Origin of the sequence: Microbispora corallina (genome assembly GCF_016863035.1) — a bacterium.
Taxonomy (GTDB): Bacteria; Actinomycetota; Actinomycetes; order Streptosporangiales; family Streptosporangiaceae; genus Microbispora; species Microbispora corallina.
Genome location: NZ_BOOC01000052.1, coordinates 1 through 19,158, shown reverse-complemented (window position 1 = coordinate 19,158; position 19,158 = coordinate 1). Strand labels below are relative to the sequence as shown.

Sequence of the window (19,158 nt, the reverse complement as noted above, 5' to 3'; positions counted from 1 at the left end):
GCGCGGTGCCGCGCGAGGGAACTCGGGGCCCTCCGCCCGTTGCGCTGCCGCCCGGCAAGTGAAATCGTTGTCAGCACCCTGGCATCGGCAGATGCCTCCCGCTCCCGTGTCCCCACCGGCGGTGAAGGAGATGTCACGAATATGTGTCGCCGTGTTACTTCTGCCGTCGGCCACTTGACAGTCGATCGAGATCAGAGCAATCGTCCCTACCAGCAGTTATGCGCACCACCGTGCCGCCTTCCCGGCGGCGCACCTGTCCGAGGAGTGTCCGTGATCGGTTCCTGAAGGACGGCGCGGACGCCGGCGCCTGTCCCGCGTTCGACGGAAACCGTTTGCAGTTCGAGCACACACGACGGGACCGGATCCGCCCGCCCACCGGGCAGGCGGGTCTCGCTCCCCCGTCTCGTCGTCCCGTTCTCCGGGTGTCCGGGAACGGCACTCCGCCCCACGGCCCCGACCAGGCCGGCGGTTCCCCGCCGGCCGGCGTGAGTCCCCGTCCTCCGCCGGGCCGTCTGCTCAACCCCCCAGAAAGGCTCCTTCCATGCCTGCGTCCCTTTCTCGTCGCGCCTTCATGTCCGGTGTCGGAGGCATGTCCCTGCTCGCCGCCGGCACGGCCCTGAGCGCCTGCTCGTCGTCCTCCACCTCCGCGTCCGGCCCGTCAAAGGTGAACTTCCAGCTCGGGTGGGTGGCCAATGTCGAGAACATGGGCCTGTTCATGGCGGACCACGCCGGCTACTTCCGGGACGAGAAGCTCGACGTGACGCTCACGCCGGGCGGCCCGTCCGTCGTCGTCGAGCCGCTCGTGGTCAGCGGAAAGGCGCTGGTCGGGCTCGACTCCGTCGACACCATCGCCAAGGCGCGCAACCAGGGCGCCGGTCTGAAGATCGTCGCCGCGACCATGCAGACCAACCCGACGGCGATCATGTCGCTCGCCTCGGCTCCGGTGAGGACGCTGAAGGACCTGGTCGGCAAGCGGCTCGGCGTCCAGCAGAGCGGTGTCGAGATCATGAACACCGTCTTCAAGGCGAACGGAATCGATCCGGCGAGCGTCACCATCGTTCCGGTGCAGTTCGACCCGTCGCCCCTGGTGGCCGGGGACTGCGACGCGTTCATGTCCCTGCTGGTCAACCAGCCGATCCAGCTGGACCTCCAGGGCGTGAAGACCACGGCGTTCACGCTGGGCGACTACGGCTACAACGTCTGGGCCGACGTGCTGCTGGTGCGCGAGCAGACGCTCGCCGACAAGGACAAGCGCGAACTGGTCGTCAAGATCGTCCGTGCGGCGGTCCGCGGGTGGCAGGACGCGCTCAAGGACACCGACGCCGCGGCCAAGCTCGTGGTCGAGAAGTACGGCAAGAGCCTCAACCTCGACCTGGAGGCGCAGCGGAAGACCGCGGCGGCGTTCCGGTCGGTCATCGAGACCGGGGACGCCAAGACGAACGGCCTCCTCACGATGAGCGCCGACGGGATCGCGGCCAACATCGCCACGCTGACCTCACTCGGCATCAAGGCGACCGCCGAGGACCTGTTCGACACGAGCGTCCTCCGCGATGTCTACGCGGGCAAGACCCGCCTCTGACGTCCCTTCCGGTTACCGTCGACACCCAACAGGAGCGCACCGCAGTGCCTGTCCCGCACACCGAAGACCCCTGGACGCGCGTCACCAGCCTGCGCGGGTTCCCCGCCGACGAGCTGATCTCCACCCTGCAGAAGTCCGTACGCCGCGGCCTCCTGGAGAACGCGCTGCTCGTCGCGCGCGAGATGTACGAGAGCAGCGGTGAGCTGGAGGAGGTGATGTGGTCGCGTCTCCTGGTGATGTCGTGCGAGGACGTCGGGAGCGGCGATTTCACCGAGCCCGTGGTCGTCGACTCCCTGTACCGCATGCACGAGCGCCTCCCCCGGGGCAGCGGCGACAGGTGGTTGTTCGCGGTGCACGCCGTGCGGTTCCTGGCCGGCCGCACGAAGGACCGCACGACCGACGAGCTGGCGCAGTGGACCGTCCACGTGCTCGGCAGCGGGGAGCGGCTCCCCGAGATCCCCGACTACGCCCTCGACATGCACACCCGCCGCGGGCAGGAGATGGGCCGCGACATCACGCACTTCCTCACGGAGGGGTCGAAGGTGGAAAACGAGCTCCCCGGCCGCGACACCTCCTACCGCGAGCGGCTGCTCGCCATCCTGGGAGCGGGATGATGGGACGGGTGACAGCGCGCCGGCAGGAGTCCCCCGCGCCGGACGGCGGCGCGCCGGAGACCGTGGGCCTGACCGCGGCGGCGCTCAGCAGGACCTTCACGGTGGGGGCCGCCGAGGTCCCCGCGCTGCGCGACGTCGACCTCGACACGGGACGCGGCGAGTTCACCGCCCTGCTCGGCCCGTCCGGATGCGGGAAGTCGACCCTGCTGCGGATCTTCGCCGGTCTCGAACGGCCGTCGTCCGGCACGGCGCACGTGCACGGCCGCTCCCCCGACGACCTGCGGCGTGAGCACCGGATCGGGGTGGCGTTCCAGGACGCCGCCCTGCTGCCCTGGCGCAGTGTCGAGGCCAACATCGCGCTGCCCTTCGAGGTCGCGGGCCGGCCCGTCAGCCGTACGGCGGTGGCCGACCTGGTGCGCCTGACCGGGCTCACCGGCTTCGAGAAGGCCCGTCCCGCCCAGTTGTCCGGCGGCATGCGCCAGCGGGTGGCGCTCGCCCGGACCCTCGCCGGCGAGCCGGAGGTGATGTTGCTGGACGAGCCGTTCGGCGCGCTGGACGAGATGACCCGCCAGCGGCTCAACCTGGAGATGCAGCGCATCTGGCTGGAGCGGACGACGACGACCCTGCTCGTCACCCACTCCATCAGCGAGGCGGTGTTCCTCGCCGACACCGTGGTGGTGATGGGCGCCCGGCCGGGACGGATCATCGACGTGGTGCGGATCGACCTGCCGCGACCGCGGGACGTCGCGCTGACGCGGTCTCCCGAGTTCCACGCGCTCTGCGACAGCCTCAGCGAGCTGCTCTTCGGGCAGGGCGGCGGAGGTGAGGGCGACCCCGGCCCGCTCGGCTCCCCCGGGGACGTCAGGTGACCCCCGGCACGGCGACCCGGCGCGGCGGCGTCCGGTCCTGGGCGGCCGCGGCGGCCGGCGCGGCCGGACTGCTCCTGGTCTGGGTGGTCCTCGCGCAGATCTTCGCCGGCACGCGGGTGGTCCCTCAGCCGTGGGCGGTGCTGCAGGCGTTGTGGGACGACCGGAACATCTACTCCGAGAACACGGCCACCACGCTGTCCGAGGCGGGCATCGGCTTCTTCTGGGGCAACGTCCTCGCCGTCGCGCTCGCCGGCGTCTTCGTCCAGGTCCCGGCCGTCGAGCGGCTGCTGCTGCGCATCGCCGTCGCGAGCTACTGCGTGCCGCTCGTCGCCGTCGCGCCCATCCTCGTCGTCGTGCTGCCCGGAGACGTGCCCAAGGAGGCGCTCGCCGGGCTGTCGGTCTTCTTCACCACGCTGACGGCCTCCGTTCTGGGGCTGCGGTCCGCCGACAGGAACGCGCTCGACCTGGTCCGCTCCCTCGGCGGGGGCTCCTTCCTCATCCTGCGCACGCTCCGCCTGCGTTACGCGTTGCCCAGCCTGTTCGCGGGCCTCAAGATCGCCGCGCCCTCGGCTCTGCTCGGCGCGATCATCGGCGAGTACCTGGGGTCCAGCAGCGGGCTCGGCGTGATGCTGGTGCAGGCGCAGTCGTCGTTCCAGGTGGCCCGCACCTGGGCGGTGGCGCTCGTCATCTCGGCGCTCGCGGGCCTGGGCTACGCGGTGGTCGCGATCATCGCCCGCCGTCTGACCCCGTGGGCGGGCCGGGACGTGAGCGTGGGAGCGGGCGCCGTGGCCGCCGAGGTGTCCGGCGGCCGGGTGCGGTCCCTCCTCACGGGGACGCTGGGACTGGCCGGGTCGATCCTCCTGGTCGTGGCCGTCTGGTACGCCGTCATCCGGGGGTTCGCCCTCGACCCGTACTTCGCGAAGACGCCGGCGGACGTGGCGGCCTACCTGTTCGCCGGAGAGGACGCGGCCGGCAACCGCACGCGCCTCCTGTCCGCGCTGGGAACCACGCTGGTCGACGCGGGCGTGGGCTACGCCGTGGGGATGGTCGCCGCGTCGCTCGTCGCCGCGGTCCTGGTCGCGTTCCGCCGCGTCGAGCAGATCGTCCTGCCGCTCGGCATCGTGCTGCGGTCGATCCCCCTGGTGGCCCTCACGCCGCTGCTCGCCCTCGTCTTCGGGCGCGGACTGCTGGGCGTCACGGTCGTCGTCTCCGTGGTCACCTTCTTCGCCACGCTCGTGACGGTGAGCCAGGGACTGCGCGCGGCCCCCGCGCTCGCCTGTGAGGTCGTCACCTCGCTCGGCGGCGGACGGCTCACGGTCACCAGGAAGGTACGGCTGCTGTACGCCCTTCCGTCCCTGTTCGCGTCGGCGCGCGTCGCGATCCCCGGCGCGGTCGCCGGCGCCACCCTCGCGGAGTGGCTCGCCAGCGGCAAGGGGCTCGGCAGCCTGCTGGTCGCGGACTACACCGCCTCCCGCTTCGGGGCTCTCTGGTCGGGATCGGTGATCATCGTCGTGGTCTCCGTCGCCCTGTACGCGCTCGTCGCCGCCCTGGAACGTCCGGTGATCGCCCGGTACGCGCCGCAACGCGTGGAGTGAGGGGGGCTTCGGCCGGCACGACCGATTCCCGTTCATCCGCTGTTCTCCTTCGGCCGCGACGGTAACGTCAGCGCCAGGCCGGCGTCCGAAGGAGGATGATCGCGTGTCCCAGCCCGGTACGGCGTCCGCCCCCCTGAGGACGCCCGCGTGGCGCTACGCCATCGGGATGTTCGGCACCTCGATCCCGATCAACATGATCAAAGGATCGATGATCCTTTTCTACGTCGACATCCTCGGGCTCGACGTCCGCGCCTACGGCGTGGTCATGGCGATCTACGCGATCATCGACGCGCTCGACAACCCGCTGCTCGGCCACCTCTCCGACCGCACCCGGAGCCGGTTCGGCCGGCGGCGGCCGTGGCTGCTCGTGGGCGCGCCCATGCTCACGGCCTGCATGATCGCGTTCTTCTCCGCGCCGGCCTCCCTGCGGGGCGCCGGCCTCCTGCTCTGGTTCGCGGTGTTCGCGATCCTGTGCGAGGCCTTCGACTCGATGCTCAACGCGAACTACGGCGCGCTGCTCCCCGAGCTGTACCCGCGGGAGCGCGACCGCGCCGTCGCCAACGGACTGCGCCAGGGCTTCCAGCTCGTGGCGCTCGTGATCTCGCTCGCCGTCACCCCGTTGCTCACGACCCGCGTGTTCGGCACCGAGAGATCCACCGAGGGGTTCCAGATCACCGCGATCGTGTACGGCGCGGTCGCGCTCGTCGTGATCGTGTTCATGGCGCTCGGCGCGCGCGAGAACCCCCGCTACTCCACGCGGGAGCAGCCGCCGCTGCTGCCCAGCGTGTGGTCGATCGTGCGCAACCCGATGTTCTGGACGGTCGGGCTCACCGGCGCCTGTTACGGGATCGCCATGGCACTCGTCCTCTCGGGCATCCAGCTGTACGTGCGCTACTCGCTCGGGCTCCCGGTCGAGACCGCGCTGTACCTCCAGGGCGTCGTCATCCTCGTCTCGGCGGGCGGCCTCGCGGTGTGGACGCGGGTCGTCGCGCGCCGCGGCGCGCTGTGGGCCTGGCGGCTCGCCTTCGCCGTGCTCGCGGCCGGCTTCGCCGCCCTGTTCTTCGCCACGGGCCTCGTCACGGCCATCGCCGCGGGAGTGCTCGTCGGCGCCGGGTGGTCGGGCATGCTCGCGACGAACGACCTCATCGTCGCGCGCGTGCTGGACGCGGACGCCGCGCGCAACGGGGAGCACCGGGAAGGGCTCTTCCTGTCCGCGTTCGGCTTCTTCACCCGGCTCAACGGGATCGTGACCGGGCTCGCGCTCACGTCGCTCGGCGTGTTCTTCGGCTACAACTCCGGCGACGACCCCGGCACCCGCACCGGGCTCGCGTTCCGGTTCTACCTGTGCGTGTACCCGTTCGCGCTGACGGCGATCGGCGCGGTCGCGGCGCGGCTCGTCTCGGTCCCGATCGAGACGCCGCCCACGGCCGCCGAGCCGGCCGAGCCGCGCGCGCCCCGGCTCTGAGCGGCGCCGCCTGCGTCCCATCCGTTCCGCGAACGTTCACGGCCCCCTCACGCCACGGCAGCACCCGCCGGGCGTGACGCGATCTAGGGTCGTCCGGCTTGGATCGAACCGATGGAGCGGAGCCTCTTCATGTTCTTTCGCCATGTCCTGGCGAGCCTCGCCGTCGTCCCGGCGCTCGTCGCGCCCGCGGCCGCGGCACACGCGTCGGCGGCCGGCGGCCCCGGTGTGCTGCCTCAGAAGACCCACTTCGACCTGCAGGCCCACCGCGGCGGCATCGGCATGACCACCGAGGAGTCCCTCGACGGCTTCGCCAAGGCCCTCCGCCTCGGCGTCAGCACCCTCGAGCTGGACACCCACGTCACCAAGGACCAGAAGGTCGTCGTGAACCACGACCGGCAGATCAGCGCGCAGAAGTGCCGCGACACCGGTCCCGTCACGCCCGGCGACCCGATGTACCCGTACGTCGGGAAGTACATCAAGGACCTGACCCTGGCCCAGATCAAGACCATGGACTGCGGGTACCAGCAGCTGCCCGGCTTCCCCGAGCAGGAGGTGATCCACGGCTTCCGGATGGCCGAGCTGAAGGACGTGCTCGACCTCGTCAAGAGCTACCACGCCAAGCAGGTCACGCTGAACATCGAGACCAAGGTCGAGGCCGGCGCCCCGGAGCAGACCGCGCCGCGCGAGCTGTTCGTCCGCCGGGTGTACGAGGAGATCCACGCCTCGGGGATCGAGGACCAGGTCACCATCCAGTCCTTCGACTGGGGCGCGCTGATGGAGATGCACCGGCTCGCGCCGGCGTGGCCGCTGGTGGCGCTGACCAACTACGACTTCCTGCAGGTGGGCAAGCCGGGCGCCTCGCCGTGGCTCGGCGGCCTGGACGCCGACGACTTCGGCGGCGACTTCGTGGCGGCCGCCGCGGCCGTCCCCGGCGTCAGGGCGGTGTCCCCGGTGTACGGCTTCCCGCAGAACGGGACCGTCGCCGACCCGAACTTCCGCTTCTACGTCGACACCGCCATGGTGTCGGAGGCGCACGACCGCGGCCTGCGGGTCATCCCGTGGACCTGCGACGACCCCGCCACCATCGAGGCCCTCCTGGACATGGGGATCGACGGCCTCATCACGGACTACCCCAACCGGGTGCGGGACATCATGGCCCGGCGCGGCATGCGCCTGCCGAAGGCCTACGAGCCGCGCTGACACCGTCGTGAGTGGCGCCGCCGTCCCGGCCCGGGACGGCGGCGTCCGCCGCCCGAGCCCTCCGGTCAGCGTACCGAGCAGACGGCGGACGCGATCACCGCGGTCACCGCGCCGGGATGCGAGATCAGGCTGAGGTGGGATCCGCCCTCGAACCGGGTGACCTTCGAGCCCGCCCGGCGGGCCATCGAGAGCTTGGAACTCGGCGTGATGATCCGGTCGCCGGTGCTGACGAAGGCCCACGACGGGATCCTCTGCCACGCCGCCGCCCTCGACGGCGTCGTGAAGGCGCTGGTCGAGGCGGCTCGCTGGGTGGCCCACAGGCGTTCGGCGGTCTCCTTCGGGAGATCCGACGCGAAGTCGCGGGTGAAGACGTCCCTCTTGAGGTAGAGGTCGGCCGCCCCCCGCGGCGCCCCGGCGTACGGCGCCCTGTCGTAGAGCGTGGCCGGGTTCGCCCCGAGCGCGGAGCCGCGGCCGCTGAGGGCGCCGGTGGTCTCGCCGACGGCCGGTGCCGCCGCGTCGACGTACACGAGGGCCTTGACGTTGGGGATCCCGGCGGCGGCGTTCGTGATGACCGAGCCGCCGTACGAGTGCCCCACGAGCACGATCGGCCCGGCCACCGTCTTGAGGAAACCCGCGACGGTGGCGGCGTCGCCGTTCAGGTCGCGGAGCGGGTTGCCCACGGCCCGCGCGTCGTAGCCGGCGCGTCGTAACGCGTCCACCTCGCCGTTCCAGCTGGACGTGTCGGCCCAGGCCCCGTGGACCAGGACGACTGTGGGCCTGGACCGGGCCGGTGACGGGCAGGGCGGTGGCCCGGACCCGATGGCGGCCGGCGCCGGGGCGGCTGACGATGCCACCACCGCCGCCCCGAGCATCCCCGCGAACGCGACCGTCGTGCCGTGTGAGCGTCTCATCGTTCCCCCTGTGTCCGGCTGGGGCACGCCGACCTGGGTCTGATGCCTCAGGCGATGCGGCGTTAACCCCGCGTCCGGCCAAGAAAGGGTCCAGACGGAACCCCTGCGATGCCGGCGGGCTCGCCGCCCGGCCCCTCCCGGATTCCCGCCCGCCGCGAACGCGCGCTCAGCCGGTGGCGGCGCCGAACCACCGGGGCAGCGACCCGAGCAGCTCCTGCTGATCGTCGCCGGCCCACGCCACGTGGCCGTCCGGCCGCAGCAGCACGGCGGGCACGTCCAGGTCCTCGCCCGCGTCGACGACGTGGTCGACCCGATCCGCCCAGCCCGCCACCGAGAGCCGGCCGGTCCGGTCGAGCAGGAGCCCGCGGCCGTCGCGCGTCAGCTCGTAGAGGCGCCCCCGCTTCAGCACCACGTCCCGCATCCGGCGGCCGAGCAGCTCGTGTCCCCCGCCGAAGTCGTACCGGATCCCGATCGCGGTGATCTTCTCGATCAGGTGCCGGGTCACCTCCTCGACGTCCATGAGTTCCGCCATCAGCCGGCGCACCGCCCGGGGGCCCGGCTCGAGGGACATCAGCTCGGACTGCACACGGGTGATGTTCAGCACGTCGTCGGCCACCGGGCGGCGTTCGGCCTGGTAGCTGTCCAGCAGCCCCTCGGGCGCCCATCCGGCGACCTCGGCGGCCAGTTTCCAGCCGAGGTTGAACGCGTCCTGGACGCCGAGGTTGAGCCCCTGGCCGCCCAGCGGAGGGTGGACGTGCACCGCGTCTCCGGCCATCAGCACCCGGCCGACGCGGTAGCGCTCGGCCAGCCGGGTGGCGTCGCCGAACCGGGACAGCCAGCGCGGTGACCGCACCCCGAAATCGGTGCCGGCGAACACCCGCAGCCGCTGCGCGAGCTCCTCGATGGTCGGCGGGACCGTGCGGTCCTCGGCCACCCCCGCGGCGGGCACGACGACCCGGTAGACCCCGTCGCCGACGGGCCCGGCGCCGAACCCGCGATGCGTGGTGCGGACCTCCGCGACGACGGCGGCCACCGTCGCCGGATCCTCGGTCACCTCCATCTCGCCCACCAGCCACTCGTTGCTCGCGGGCTCGCCGGGGAAGCCGACCCCGAGCAGCCTGCGCACCGTGCTGCGGCCGCCGTCGCAGCCGACGAGGTAGCGCGAGCGCAGCCGCGTGCCGTCGGCCAGCTCGGCGGTCACCCCGTCGTCATCCTGGGTCAGCCCCACCAGCTCGCAACCGCGCCGGATCTCGGCGCCGAGCTCGGCGGCGTGTTCGGCCAGCAGGCGATCGGTGACGGGCTGCGGAATGCCCAGGATGTACGGATGCGCGGTGTCCAGCCTGTCAGGCCGCGGCTTGTCGATCCCGGCGAAGTGCCCGCCGAGCGGGTACGTCCGGCCGTGCGCGAGGAATCGCTCCAGCAGGCCGCGCTGGTCCATCACCTCGATGCTGCGCACGTGCAGGCCGAGCGAGCGGACGATGACGGTCGGTTCCGCGTCCTTCTCCAGCACGAGCACGCGCACGTCGTGCAGCCGCAGCTCGCCGGCCAGCATCAAGCCGGTCGGCCCCGCGCCGACAATGATCACGTCGAACATGAACCACCCATTCATCGAGGTCGGATGTCCGGGCCGGCCGCTCCGCACAGTGCGGCGGCGCACCCGCGATCGCCGCGGATCCCTGATTTCCGTGGGTTCCGGCTCCGGCCCGGAGATTCTGCGGCATGACCCCGGTCTTGCCGCAAGCCCCCCGGGGGGCTATAGATTGAAAGTGGCAGGGAGCGCGTAGCGTCCCTGCTTTTTTCGTCCCCTCTGCACAGGGCTCCTCCCCCGAGGACGACCTGCGCGTCGCCCGCCCCGTGCGTCCTCGGGAGGACGGCGCGCGGTCTTCAGCTGTCCCGGCGAGCCCACGAGCGGCGACGTGTGGAACGCCGTCTCCGTCTCCGCCGCGGAAGTCGCGACTCCGCCGCCGGGAAATGACGACCCGGCGCAGAACCCGGTGCGGAAGGCGACCATATTCTTCGAACGGACCACCGCGTCGAAGTGCCCGTTGACGTTCACGATTCACGGCTCCTTCGAGGGGCTTCCCGCCGGAGCGCAACTCGTCCAGTATCGCCTCGTCGGCACCGACGAGTGGAAGAGCGTCGACGTGCCGGCCGACCACGGCGCCGTTTTCACCACGGCGCTGGAGACGCTCGACTGGGATTGGGACACGGGCAAGAACTCGGTGCAGATCGAGGTCAAGCAGCCGAACGGTCTCACATCCAACACGCTCTACTACTTCAAGTGCAGCCCGCCCGGCGGGGACGAGGTCTTCGGCGCCACCGCCGAGCCCATCGGGCTGACCGCCGGCGGCGGCCCGCTGGCGGAACCGGTCGCGGACGCCTACCTCGACGCGGTCCAGGCCGCTTCCGGCGCGGAGGTCGCCCTCGTCAGCAGGTACGGCTTCACCACGGGCCTGGACGCCGGTCCGGTGACCGGTGACGAGCTGTTCGCCACCCAGCCGGCGGGGCTCGCCATCGACGTGCAGTCGCTGACCGGCGCGCAGCTCAAGAAGTTGCTCGCCTATCGGAACCCCTCGGGCTGGGTGCTCACACCCTCCGCCTCGCTTCGCTACACGGTGGAGGGCGGAGTGGTCACCGAGATCACGCTCAACGGTGTTCCGGTGACCGACACCCAGGTCATCAAGATCGCGGCCAACTACACCCTGGTGGGCGGCTGGCAGGGCTTCCCGCAATGGGAGGGGAGCATCAGCGTCTTCCACGGCGGTCCGGACGACATGGGAGCGCTGGCGTCGTACCTCGCGAAGAACTCGCCGGTGCAGGCGCCCAAGGGGGACCGGGTCACCATCCGATGAGTGAAATCGGACCGGTCCGGCGAGCGTGACGCCGGAACGGCCGAACCGATCGCCGGACGGAACGCGCTCCGCCCGGCGATCCGCCGTCGGCGGCTGTTGCGGCATGGGGCGGCACCGGCCTTTCTCAGTCGCCGGGGAGGATCAACTCCTCACCGAGCGGTGATGGAACCTGTGCTCGCTTCGAGTAGATGGTCGTCTATCGCGGCGAAGGTGGCGGCCGGCTGTTCGATGTGCGGCAGGTGGCCGGCCTCTGGGATCACCTCCAGTCGGCCGTTGCCGAAGGCGTCGGCGTAGACGGCGCCGTAGGCGGGGGTGACGATCCGGTCGCTTTCTCCCCACAGCAGCAGCGTGGGCACGTCGACGTGTCTCAGCCGGCGAAGGAGTTTGGGGTCGTGCATGTAAGGGTCTCCGGCCAGCGCGCGCATGGTGGCCATGTCGGCCTGCCGACGCGCGAGCTCGTCGGCGGGGATGCCGGCCGGGTCGACGTAGAAGCGCTGCGAGTCGTGCCAGGCGTACTCGGCGACGCCGCGTGCGTCGAGGGCGAAGAAGTCGCGGATCGGCTCGCCGGGGACATGCACGCCGACGGCGTCGATCAGCACCAACCCGGTGATGATCCCTGCGGTGTCACGGACGGCCATCTCGGCGGCGGTCCAGCCGCCGAGGGACGAGCCGACGACCAGGACGTCGCGCAGCCGCAGGTGATGCAGGTAGTGCAGGTAGGCCAGGGCGAGGTCGTCCATGCCGGTGAGCCATGGGGGGCGGTGGGTGCCGTCCCAGCCGGGGTGCACAGGCGTGATGGTGCGTGTCGTGCGGCGAAGATGCTGGACGAGTCCGGCGACCGTGGTGGGGCCGCCCCCGCCGTGCAGGATCAGGGCCGGTCTGCCGGCGCCGGCTTCCGACAGAGTGAGGGACAGGTCGTCATACAGGGGGTGCTCTGTAATCATGGACGCAGCATAACTAAAGATGTTTATTTAAACTAGCTTAGTTTCGTACTAGGCTCATGCTGTGCATGGCGATCTGCAAGTGCTCGGACGAGCGGTCAAGCAGGCTCAGTACCGGCAGCACCGGGCCCTGGAGAGTGGGCTGTCGGCGATCGGTGCGACGCTGGCCCAATGGGATGCCCTCCGGGCGATCAGCCGCTCCCCAGGGGCGTCGGCCCGGGCGCTGGCCGCGGAGACCTTCCAGACCGAGCAGGCCTTCGGAACCCTCGCCGGTCGGCTGGTGGCTCAGGGATGGGTCGAGCGCCGGCCCGGGCACGGCCGGCGCATCGAGCACCATCTCACCCCCTCCGGCGAGCAGGTCCTGAAAGCCGGGCACAAGGTCGCCGACGAGGTGCTCGCCGGGTGCTACAGGGCCTTGTCCGACGCGGACCGCAGGACCCTGCTGGCCCTGCTCCAGGGCCTCATCGCGGAGGACGCGTAGTCCGGGCTCCGCCGGCTCAGTCCTGGGTGACGCCATGCCCGGTGGCTGACGTTCCACCCCGCACTCAAGGTGGCCTCGCCGCAACGGAACCGCCTTTACGCCGAGCAAGCATCTCGCGGAGCGAGATATCGGCATACGGGAAGAATGGACGAAAGGCGGCAGACGGCATGAATGAGCAGGACCCCGGGATGCGAGTGGTGCACCTGCTGCGAGCCATCACCATCGAGCTCGACCGCATCGGTGAAAGGTTCGCCGCCCGGCACGCTCTCCATCCGACCGATGTGCGTGGGCTCATCTGCATCCTGCCACCCCACCGACCCGCGACGCGGTCACCTACTGGGACGTCGCCGCGACGCCGCCGGCCGGCGATGACCCGCTCGACGCGCTGATCGTCCGGCTGGCCGCCGCGTACGAGGAGCCTCGGCTGCTCAGGTTCCACCTCGACGACGTCGGCTCCGCCACCGGCCGCGCCGCTGAGCTCGCCGACCCGGACCTCCGGGTCGCCACCCGCGGCGAGGTCCTGACCGTGGGCGACTATCTCTCCGCGTACGTCATGGAGTGGACGCTGCACCACCTCGATCTGGTCGCGCACCTCCCCGGCGCGGCGGGACCGCCCGCGGAGGGGCTCGCCCGGTCCCGCGAGATGCTGGAGAAGATCGCCGGGAGCGCGTTCCCTGCGCCGTTCTCGGACAGGGACGCTCTTGGAAGAGCATCGGGCCCAGATCATGAAGAGCACGACCACGATGCCGGTGGCGATCAGCCCGCCCTGCCACGGCGATCCGCCGGCGGCGGCCTCGCCCAGACCGCCCGGCAACCGCCGGCGGCGGCCCCGCCAGACTGTGTCCGGTGCGGCCGGGAAAGGTCCCGCACCTCGGCAGTCAGGACGGCTGGACCTCGTCGAAGAGGGCGAGGGCTTCGGCGGGGTCGGGGCTCACGAGGCGTTCGAGACCGGCCATGGTCATCTCCGCCCATCTGCCGGCCCGGGGCCACATCTGTTCCTCGAAGGCTCGGACGGCCTCGTCCAGATCGCCGTGACCGGAGGCTGCGGCGAGGGACTCGGCGAGTTCGGCGCCTTCCAGCATCGCGAGGTTCGCGCCCACTCCCAAAGGGGGCATCAGGTGGGCGGCGTCGCCCAGTAGCGTCACCCCGGGGACGTGGGTCCAGGTGTGGGGCGCGGGCAGGACGTGGAGGGGGCGGTGGACGAAGGCGGCGCCGTGGCGGAGGAGGTCGAGCACGGGATCGGCCCAGCCGTCGAACAGGGCCAGCAGGCTTGATCGCACGGCCTCGACGTCGGCCAGATCCAGGCCCGCGTCCAGGCCGGGGTCCAGGTCTGCGTCCGGCCCTGCATTCAGGTCAGCGTGCCGGTTCAGGCCCAAATGCCGGTCCGGGTTCGTGTGCCAGTCGAGCGGCGCGCGGAACTGGGCGTACACCTTGACGTGGCCGCCGCTGTTGCGCTGGGCGACGAGGCCGCGGTTCACTCCGTACACGGCCATCGAACCGTCGCCGATCAGGCGCGCGAGGCCGGGATGGCGGGTGTCGACGTCGTCCAGGGAGGTCTCGACCAAGGTGACGCCGGTGTAGTGCGGCGTCGCGGACGAGACCGCCGTCCGGACCCGGGACCAGGCGCCGTCCGCGCCGACCACGAGGTCGAACGTCTCCCGCCGCCCGTCCGCGAAACGGACCAGCACGCCCTCCGGGGTCCCGGGCTCCACCTCCGTCACGCCCCGCCCCCACTGAACGTCCAGGGCTCCGAGCAGCAGGTCCCGGAGTTGCCCGCGGTCGATCTCGGGATGGGCCCGGGCACCCGGACGGGGTTGCCAGTCGCGCAGAACGGTCCCGTCCGTGTCCAGGATGCGCATGGCCTCCCCCTCGGGACGGGACAAGGCCTGGAACTCCGCCAGCAGCCCCGCCTTGTCCAGCGCGAGCTGCCCCATCCTTTCGTGCAGGTCCAGCGTGCCGCCCGGGGGACGGGCGTCGGGGCCGGGGTCGCGTTCGAGGACGGTGACGGGGTGACCGTGGCGGTGCATGACGCGGGCGAAGGTCAGGCCGGCGGGGCCGCCGCCGGCCACGGCGATACGCTGTCTCATGTCGATACACTGTATTTTGCTAATGTGGCGTATCGCAACAGTGGGATGTGACCATGACTGTGTGGGACCGGCCTGAGCCGCCGACCCGGCCCGTGCCGCTCGACCGGGAGCGGATCGTCGCCGCCGCCGTCGCGCTGGCCGACGAGGGCGGGCTGGAGGCGGTGTCGTTGCGCAAGGTCGCCGCCCGGCTGGACGCCGGCCCGATGCGGTTGTACGGATACATCTCCAGCAAGGAGGAGCTGTTCGACCTCATGGTGGACGAGGTCCACGGCGAGATCCTCCCCGAGGAGCAGCCCGGCGACTGGCGGGAGGCGCTGCGCATCCGCGCCCACCGCACCAGGCAGGCCGCCCACCGTCACGAATGGCTGGCCGACCTGCTCGGCGGCCGTCCGGCCCTGGGCCCGAACGCCCTCGCCGTCACGGAGGCCACGCTGGCCGCCTTCGACGGCCTCGCCGACCTCCCGACCGTCACGCGCGCCGTGGAGACCGTCAGCGCCTACTTCACCGGCGCGATCAGGCGCGAGATCGCGAGCGTGCGGGCCGAGCGCGCCACGGGCCTGTCCGACCGCGACTGGCAGCGCGCCTCCGGCCCGCATGTGATGAGAATGCTGGCCACCGGCCGCTTCCCGGCGCTGGCGAAGTTCGTGCACGACGGCACGGAGGTGGACGCCGAGACGTCCTTCGCGACCGGCCTGGAATGGGTCCTCGACGCCGTGGCCGCCAAACTCGCCCAGCCGCCGGCATGACGCACAGGATCTCCAGTGCATGCGCGATCCGCGGGAGGCACCGTGTGCTGCCGACGCTCGTCTTGGACGACGACATCACCTACCGGAGACAAGCTCGGCCAGGTGGTGCAACGAGTTGATGAGATGCTCAGGACCGAACGGCGGGAATCGGATCCCTCGCTCCCGGATGAACTGCGGCACCGCCGACCAGTCGTAGGTGAGCCTGACCTCGCTCTCGGAGGGACCGAGCGGCGCCAGGTCGTAACGCCAGATCCAGCCGCCGAACTCCAGCTGACCGTCGCCCTTCTCATACCCCGTCAACCAGCCGATGGCGTGCGGCGGATCGAGCACCTCGACCTTGTTGACCACCCGGTAGTCACCGTCTGGATGACCGGCGTGATACATCTCCATCCGGAAGATCTGCCCCACCTCGGTCAGCCGCGCTCGCTCGACGGCTTCCTGAACCCAGCCGGTGCCGTCGATGGCGGAATGGGTCGTCGGGTCCGCCAGCACCGCGAACACCCTCGCGACGGGCACGGCGAAAGTCAGGGTGGCGCTCACCTTCTCCTCGGTCACGGTGTACACGCTCCTTGTCAGCTCGGTCATCTCAGCGTGAGTGGCGACCGGCCCGTTGCCGGCCTCTCACCTTGGCTACGAACGCGCTCGCCGCCGTCCGACACCTCGACGGAAAGAATCAGAAGACACGTCGATGGCCGTCGTAGTCGGGACCTCGGTGGCGTGTCCCGCGCCTGCTCGGGCATGCCAGACTTCCCGGCATGAGAATGGCGACCCGGGCGCTGGCCGTGCTGGTCGTGGCGGTCGCCGGTTGCGCCTCGGGTCCCGGCGCGCCTGATCGCGCACCCACGGCCGGCGGCGGGGGCACGCCGTCGTCCGGCCGCACCGGCGTGGAGCCGGCAGCCGTGATCTCGCCACGCCCGGCCGGTACGGCGGAGCTCCAGCCGTTGCCGGCCCGACCGGCGAGGTGCCCGCTGCCGCCGGACAGTCACGACGACCTGCGGGCGTCCGACGTCGCCACGGCGTGGCGCACACTCTGGGTCGACCGCGCCCGCGGAGCCATGTACCAGCTCGCCGCGGCCCCCGACGGCACGCTCTGGACCACTTTCTCCGAGGAGTGGGAGCACGGAGGCGTGCTGTGGGTCAGGGAGGGCGGGGTGCGCCGCCGGGACGGCGGCGGCGCATGGCAGACCTTCCGGATTCCGCCCCTCCCCCGACGCGGTCCGCAGAACTACGTCGCGCTCGCCGCCGCCTCGGCGGATCAGGCCTGGCTGTTCGGCAACGCCGGCGACGGGAAGGGAGCGGACACGATCGGCATCGTCAGCACCTACGCGAGCGGCCGGTGGCGTTCGGAAACACTGGCGAAGCCGGTGGGCGGCACGATCGGGTGGGGAGACACCGCCGCGCGCTCCGTCGGCGCGGGCCGAGCGTGGGCCGTGAACGGGCGGGTGGGGCTTCTGTGGACGGGACAGGAATGGCAGTACCACCCGCTGCCCATCGAGGCGGGGGCGCTGAGCTCCGAGGGCGAGCACGTCTGGGCCGTGAGCGGGGAGCAGAGCCGGCAGCCCGCGGCGGCGCGCTGGGAGCAGGCCGGCTGGCGCCTGATCGGGGTGCCCGTACTGGAGACGCCGCGCCACGACGTGTCGCGCGCGGTGCTCCGGGATGTCGGCGTGATCGGCCCTGATGACGTGTGGCTCGTGGGCGGGGTCTCGTGGCTGATGGAGCACGAGTACGACGACGGCGAGCCTCTGATGAGGGGCCGCCCGGTGGCCCTGCACTGGAACGGGAGCTCGTGGACCTGCAACTGGGGTCCGCCGGGGTCGAGCCTTCCGCGCCCCGCGTGGGGCACCACCACCTTCGGCCAGGCGGAGCCCGACGGCAGGGGCGGCCTGTGGGCGCTCGGCCGCGGCGACCTGCTCTGGCATCTGTCCGGCGGGCGCTGGACCCGCCACCGCATTCCCGCGCCGTCCGGATACACGGCGAGGGTCACCTCCCTGGCCCGGCGGCCCGGCACGAGCCAGGTCTACGCGGTGGGCGCGGTGGTCGCGGAGAAGGACAACGGCTTCGAGGTCTCCCACGCCGCCCTCTGGCGTACCGGCTAGGCGACGCGGCGGCCGCGCGGTCACCGGCGGCAGCGGAGCCTGAAACTTACATCCCGGCGGTCGGCGCCGGCGTCCCGCTTCCGTGTGACGGCCACGGCGCAGGCGTGGGGCGGTCCGCCGGGAGAGCAGGAGACATCGGCCGCCGGCGACTGACGCGTTCAGCAGGATCGATGTCCGATCGACGCGACGAGTGGGGACGGGTGGGGACGGAACCCGGCCGGGCGCGACGGCGACACGGGGCGGGAGATGGCCGCACAGTATCCGGAGCCCGCTTGTGGTGAGTCTGAAACTCGGGTCTTGACCGGCCGTGGTCTTCGGAAGCTAATTGGTACTCATACCTCCCCGAGGTGATCTTCGCCTCGCGTTCGGGATCGCCCGTACAGGCACTGAGCGGCTTCTCCGGCTTCGCGAGCCGGTGCGTTCGGGGAGGATCGCGTCGCGGGAATGTTAGCGCTAACACATCCAGGAGGTCGTGTGTCGCCGGCGCGGCGGTCCGAGAGGGAGGCGGGAGCGCACCGCCGCGGCGCGGGGGCCTGCGGCAGCGCCTCTCCCAGCCACGGACGGCATGCGCCGGCCGCCACCCGGCACCGGCCGCGGTCGCCTCGGCGGCACCCCTCTCGTCCGGCCCGTCGGCTCGCCGACGTCGTCTCCCTCGAACCCCCAGCCCACAGGAGCGTGCAGTGCCAGACGAAGTCCCCGGGACGGCTCCGCGCCGAGTCCCCGGCACCCACCGACCGGGAGCGGGATCGTCACGATGGTCGCCCCAGGCGATCCTCGCGGGTCTCGTGACCCTTCTCCTGGTGTTCGCCGGCGCGGCGGCGCTGTCCCCCACGGCGTCCGCCGACGTCAACCCCTTCCAGCGGGGGCCGGACCCCACCGCGGCCGGCGTCGCCGCCGCCCGCGGGCCGTTCGCCACCGCCCAGGTGACGGTTCCCGCGGGCAACGGCTTCGGCGGCGGGGTCGTCTACTACCCGACCGACACCAGCCAGGGAACGTTCGGAGCCATCGCGATCGCCCCCGGCTACGGCACCGCGTGGAGTTACTACGCCTGGCAGGGCCCGCGGCTCGCCTCGTTCGGATTCGTCGTCATCGGGATCGAGACCAACACCCTCAACGACTACGCCGACGCCCGGGCCGCCCAGTTGCTCGCCGCCCTTGACTGGCTGGTGACCAGCAGCCCGGTACGCGACCGGGTCGACCGCAACCGGCTGGCGGTGGGCGGGCACTCCATGGGCGGAGGCGGCGCCCTCCTCGCCGCCATCCAGCGCCCCTCCCTGATGACCGCGATCGGGATGGCACCGTACGTGCCCGGCGGCGACCTGTCCGGCATCAGGATCCCGACGGTCCTGTTCGCGGGCCAGACCGACGGCACGGTGACTCCGTCGTACGCCCTGAGCGCGTACAACACGATCCCCGGGAGCGTCGAGCGGGCGTACGTGGAGATCGCGAACGAGGGGCACGGCTTCCCGGCCGGCGGAGGCGGCGGCAACTCGGGCGCCTTCGCCCGCACCGAGATGATCTGGATGAAGCTGTTCATCGATAAGGACACCCGGTACGCGCCGTTCCTGTGCCCCTCCCTTTCGAACATGAACGGCATCTCCAGGTATCAGGCCAGCTGCCCGCTCGACCCGCCCGGCGGCACCACGCCCACACCGTCGGCGACCCCCACCTCCAGTCCGACGAGCACCCCGACGAGCACCCCGTCCGCGACGTCGGCGCTCC

Annotated in this window: 16 protein-coding genes and 1 pseudogene; 12 read left to right on the top strand and 5 right to left on the bottom strand. The window is 71.6% G+C overall.

Going from position 1 to position 19,158, the window contains the following annotated elements; all coding sequences use genetic code 11:
• The first annotated feature begins 571 nt into the window (after positions 1-571).
• The 6 genes from Mco01_RS35265 (at position 572) to Mco01_RS35240 (ending at position 7,322) form a co-directional block, all read left to right on the top strand.
• A complete protein-coding gene (locus Mco01_RS35265) occupies positions 572-1,579 on the top strand; it encodes an ABC transporter substrate-binding protein (RefSeq protein ID WP_204061160.1) in 1,008 nt (335 codons plus the stop codon).
• Between the two features lie 44 nt (positions 1,580-1,623).
• A complete protein-coding gene (locus Mco01_RS35260; RefSeq protein WP_204061159.1) occupies positions 1,624-2,193 on the top strand; it encodes a hypothetical protein in 570 nt (189 codons plus the stop codon).
• Between the two features lie 8 nt (positions 2,194-2,201).
• Positions 2,202-3,062 carry an ABC transporter ATP-binding protein gene (locus tag Mco01_RS35255; protein ID WP_239104153.1) on the top strand — a complete coding sequence of 287 codons (861 nt, stop codon included), beginning with the start codon at positions 2,202-2,204 and terminating at the stop codon, positions 3,060-3,062.
• Complete coding sequence (locus tag Mco01_RS35250; RefSeq protein ID WP_204061157.1) at positions 3,059-4,657, top strand: ABC transporter permease; 1,599 nt, start codon at positions 3,059-3,061, stop codon at positions 4,655-4,657. The genes Mco01_RS35255 and Mco01_RS35250 overlap by 4 nt, the downstream gene beginning before the upstream one ends.
• 103 nt (positions 4,658-4,760) lie before the next feature.
• On the top strand, positions 4,761-6,122 hold the full coding sequence (locus Mco01_RS35245) for an MFS transporter (RefSeq protein ID WP_204061156.1): 1,362 nt from the start codon (positions 4,761-4,763) through the stop codon (positions 6,120-6,122).
• A gap of 129 nt (positions 6,123-6,251) precedes the next feature.
• The gene (locus Mco01_RS35240; protein WP_204061155.1) at positions 6,252-7,322 is read left to right on the top strand and encodes a glycerophosphodiester phosphodiesterase family protein; all 1,071 of its coding nucleotides are present in this window, start codon (positions 6,252-6,254) and stop codon (positions 7,320-7,322) included.
• 65 nt (positions 7,323-7,387) lie between these two features.
• On the opposite strand, the gene Mco01_RS35235 is transcribed toward Mco01_RS35240, so the two are convergent.
• Together Mco01_RS35235 and rox are read right to left on the bottom strand one after the other, a co-directional pair.
• Positions 7,388-8,233, bottom strand: a complete 846-nt coding sequence (locus Mco01_RS35235) for an alpha/beta hydrolase (protein ID WP_204061154.1) — start codon at positions 8,231-8,233, stop codon at positions 7,388-7,390.
• 166 nt (positions 8,234-8,399) lie between these two features.
• Positions 8,400-9,827: a rifampin monooxygenase gene (gene rox / locus Mco01_RS35230; protein ID WP_204061153.1), complete on the bottom strand. Its 1,428-nt coding sequence runs from the start codon at positions 9,825-9,827 to the stop codon at positions 8,400-8,402.
• A 451-nt stretch (positions 9,828-10,278) separates the two neighbouring features.
• Here rox and Mco01_RS35225 point away from each other — a divergent pair, with 451 nt between their 5' ends.
• Positions 10,279-11,085, top strand: a complete 807-nt coding sequence (locus Mco01_RS35225; RefSeq protein ID WP_204061152.1) for a 5'-nucleotidase C-terminal domain-containing protein — start codon at positions 10,279-10,281, stop codon at positions 11,083-11,085.
• A 149-nt stretch (positions 11,086-11,234) separates the two neighbouring features.
• Here the strand turns inward: Mco01_RS35225 and Mco01_RS35220 are convergent, their stop codons facing one another.
• Positions 11,235-12,029 (bottom strand): alpha/beta fold hydrolase, encoded by a 795-nt coding sequence (locus Mco01_RS35220; protein ID WP_204061151.1) that lies wholly within the window; start codon positions 12,027-12,029, stop codon positions 11,235-11,237.
• 61 nt (positions 12,030-12,090) lie between these two features.
• Here Mco01_RS35220 and Mco01_RS35215 point away from each other — a divergent pair, with 61 nt between their 5' ends.
• Positions 12,091-12,507: a MarR family winged helix-turn-helix transcriptional regulator gene (locus tag Mco01_RS35215; protein ID WP_204061150.1), complete on the top strand. Its 417-nt coding sequence runs from the start codon at positions 12,091-12,093 to the stop codon at positions 12,505-12,507.
• Between the two features lie 310 nt (positions 12,508-12,817).
• Positions 12,818-13,210, top strand: a pseudogene (locus Mco01_RS39475) (maleylpyruvate isomerase N-terminal domain-containing protein); the annotation flags it as partial.
• 175 nt (positions 13,211-13,385) lie between these two features.
• Here Mco01_RS39475 and Mco01_RS35210 read toward each other — a convergent pair.
• Positions 13,386-14,594, bottom strand: coding sequence for an FAD-dependent oxidoreductase (locus tag Mco01_RS35210; RefSeq protein WP_204061149.1), 1,209 nt, complete (start codon positions 14,592-14,594; stop codon positions 13,386-13,388).
• A 53-nt stretch (positions 14,595-14,647) separates the two neighbouring features.
• Here Mco01_RS35210 and Mco01_RS35205 point away from each other — a divergent pair, with 53 nt between their 5' ends.
• Positions 14,648-15,340 carry a TetR/AcrR family transcriptional regulator gene (locus Mco01_RS35205; protein ID WP_204061148.1) on the top strand — a complete coding sequence of 231 codons (693 nt, stop codon included), beginning with the start codon at positions 14,648-14,650 and terminating at the stop codon, positions 15,338-15,340.
• A 75-nt stretch (positions 15,341-15,415) separates the two neighbouring features.
• Here the strand turns inward: Mco01_RS35205 and Mco01_RS35200 are convergent, their stop codons facing one another.
• A complete protein-coding gene (locus Mco01_RS35200) occupies positions 15,416-15,895 on the bottom strand; it encodes an SRPBCC family protein (protein ID WP_204061147.1) in 480 nt (159 codons plus the stop codon).
• A 200-nt stretch (positions 15,896-16,095) separates the two neighbouring features.
• Here Mco01_RS35200 and Mco01_RS35195 point away from each other — a divergent pair, with 200 nt between their 5' ends.
• Both Mco01_RS35195 and Mco01_RS35190 read left to right on the top strand, forming a co-directional pair.
• The gene (locus Mco01_RS35195) at positions 16,096-17,436 is read left to right on the top strand and encodes a hypothetical protein (protein WP_204061146.1); all 1,341 of its coding nucleotides are present in this window, start codon (positions 16,096-16,098) and stop codon (positions 17,434-17,436) included.
• Positions 17,437-18,221: 785 nt separating this feature from the next.
• Positions 18,222-19,158: poly(ethylene terephthalate) hydrolase family protein (locus Mco01_RS35190; RefSeq protein ID WP_204061145.1), on the top strand; the 937-nt coding region annotated here is incomplete at its 3' end.

Coding starts and splice junctions, on each gene's coding strand:
- Mco01_RS35265 (WP_204061160.1), top strand. CDS start 572: ATGTCCGGTGTCGGAGGCATGTCCCTGCTCGCCGCCGGCACGGCCCTG.
- Mco01_RS35205 (WP_204061148.1), top strand. CDS start 14,648: ATGACTGTGTGGGACCGGCCTGAGCCGCCGACCCGGCCCGTGCCGCTC.
- Mco01_RS35195 (WP_204061146.1), top strand. CDS start 16,096: ATGAGAATGGCGACCCGGGCGCTGGCCGTGCTGGTCGTGGCGGTCGCC.
- Mco01_RS35220 (WP_204061151.1), bottom strand. CDS start 12,029: ATGATTACAGAGCACCCCCTGTATGACGACCTGTCCCTCACTCTGTCG.
- rox (WP_204061153.1), bottom strand. CDS start 9,827: ATGTTCGACGTGATCATTGTCGGCGCGGGGCCGACCGGCTTGATGCTG.
- Mco01_RS35210 (WP_204061149.1), bottom strand. CDS start 14,594: ATGAGACAGCGTATCGCCGTGGCCGGCGGCGGCCCCGCCGGCCTGACC.
- Mco01_RS35235 (WP_204061154.1), bottom strand. CDS start 8,233: ATGAGACGCTCACACGGCACGACGGTCGCGTTCGCGGGGATGCTCGGG.
- Mco01_RS35240 (WP_204061155.1), top strand. CDS start 6,252: ATGTTCTTTCGCCATGTCCTGGCGAGCCTCGCCGTCGTCCCGGCGCTC.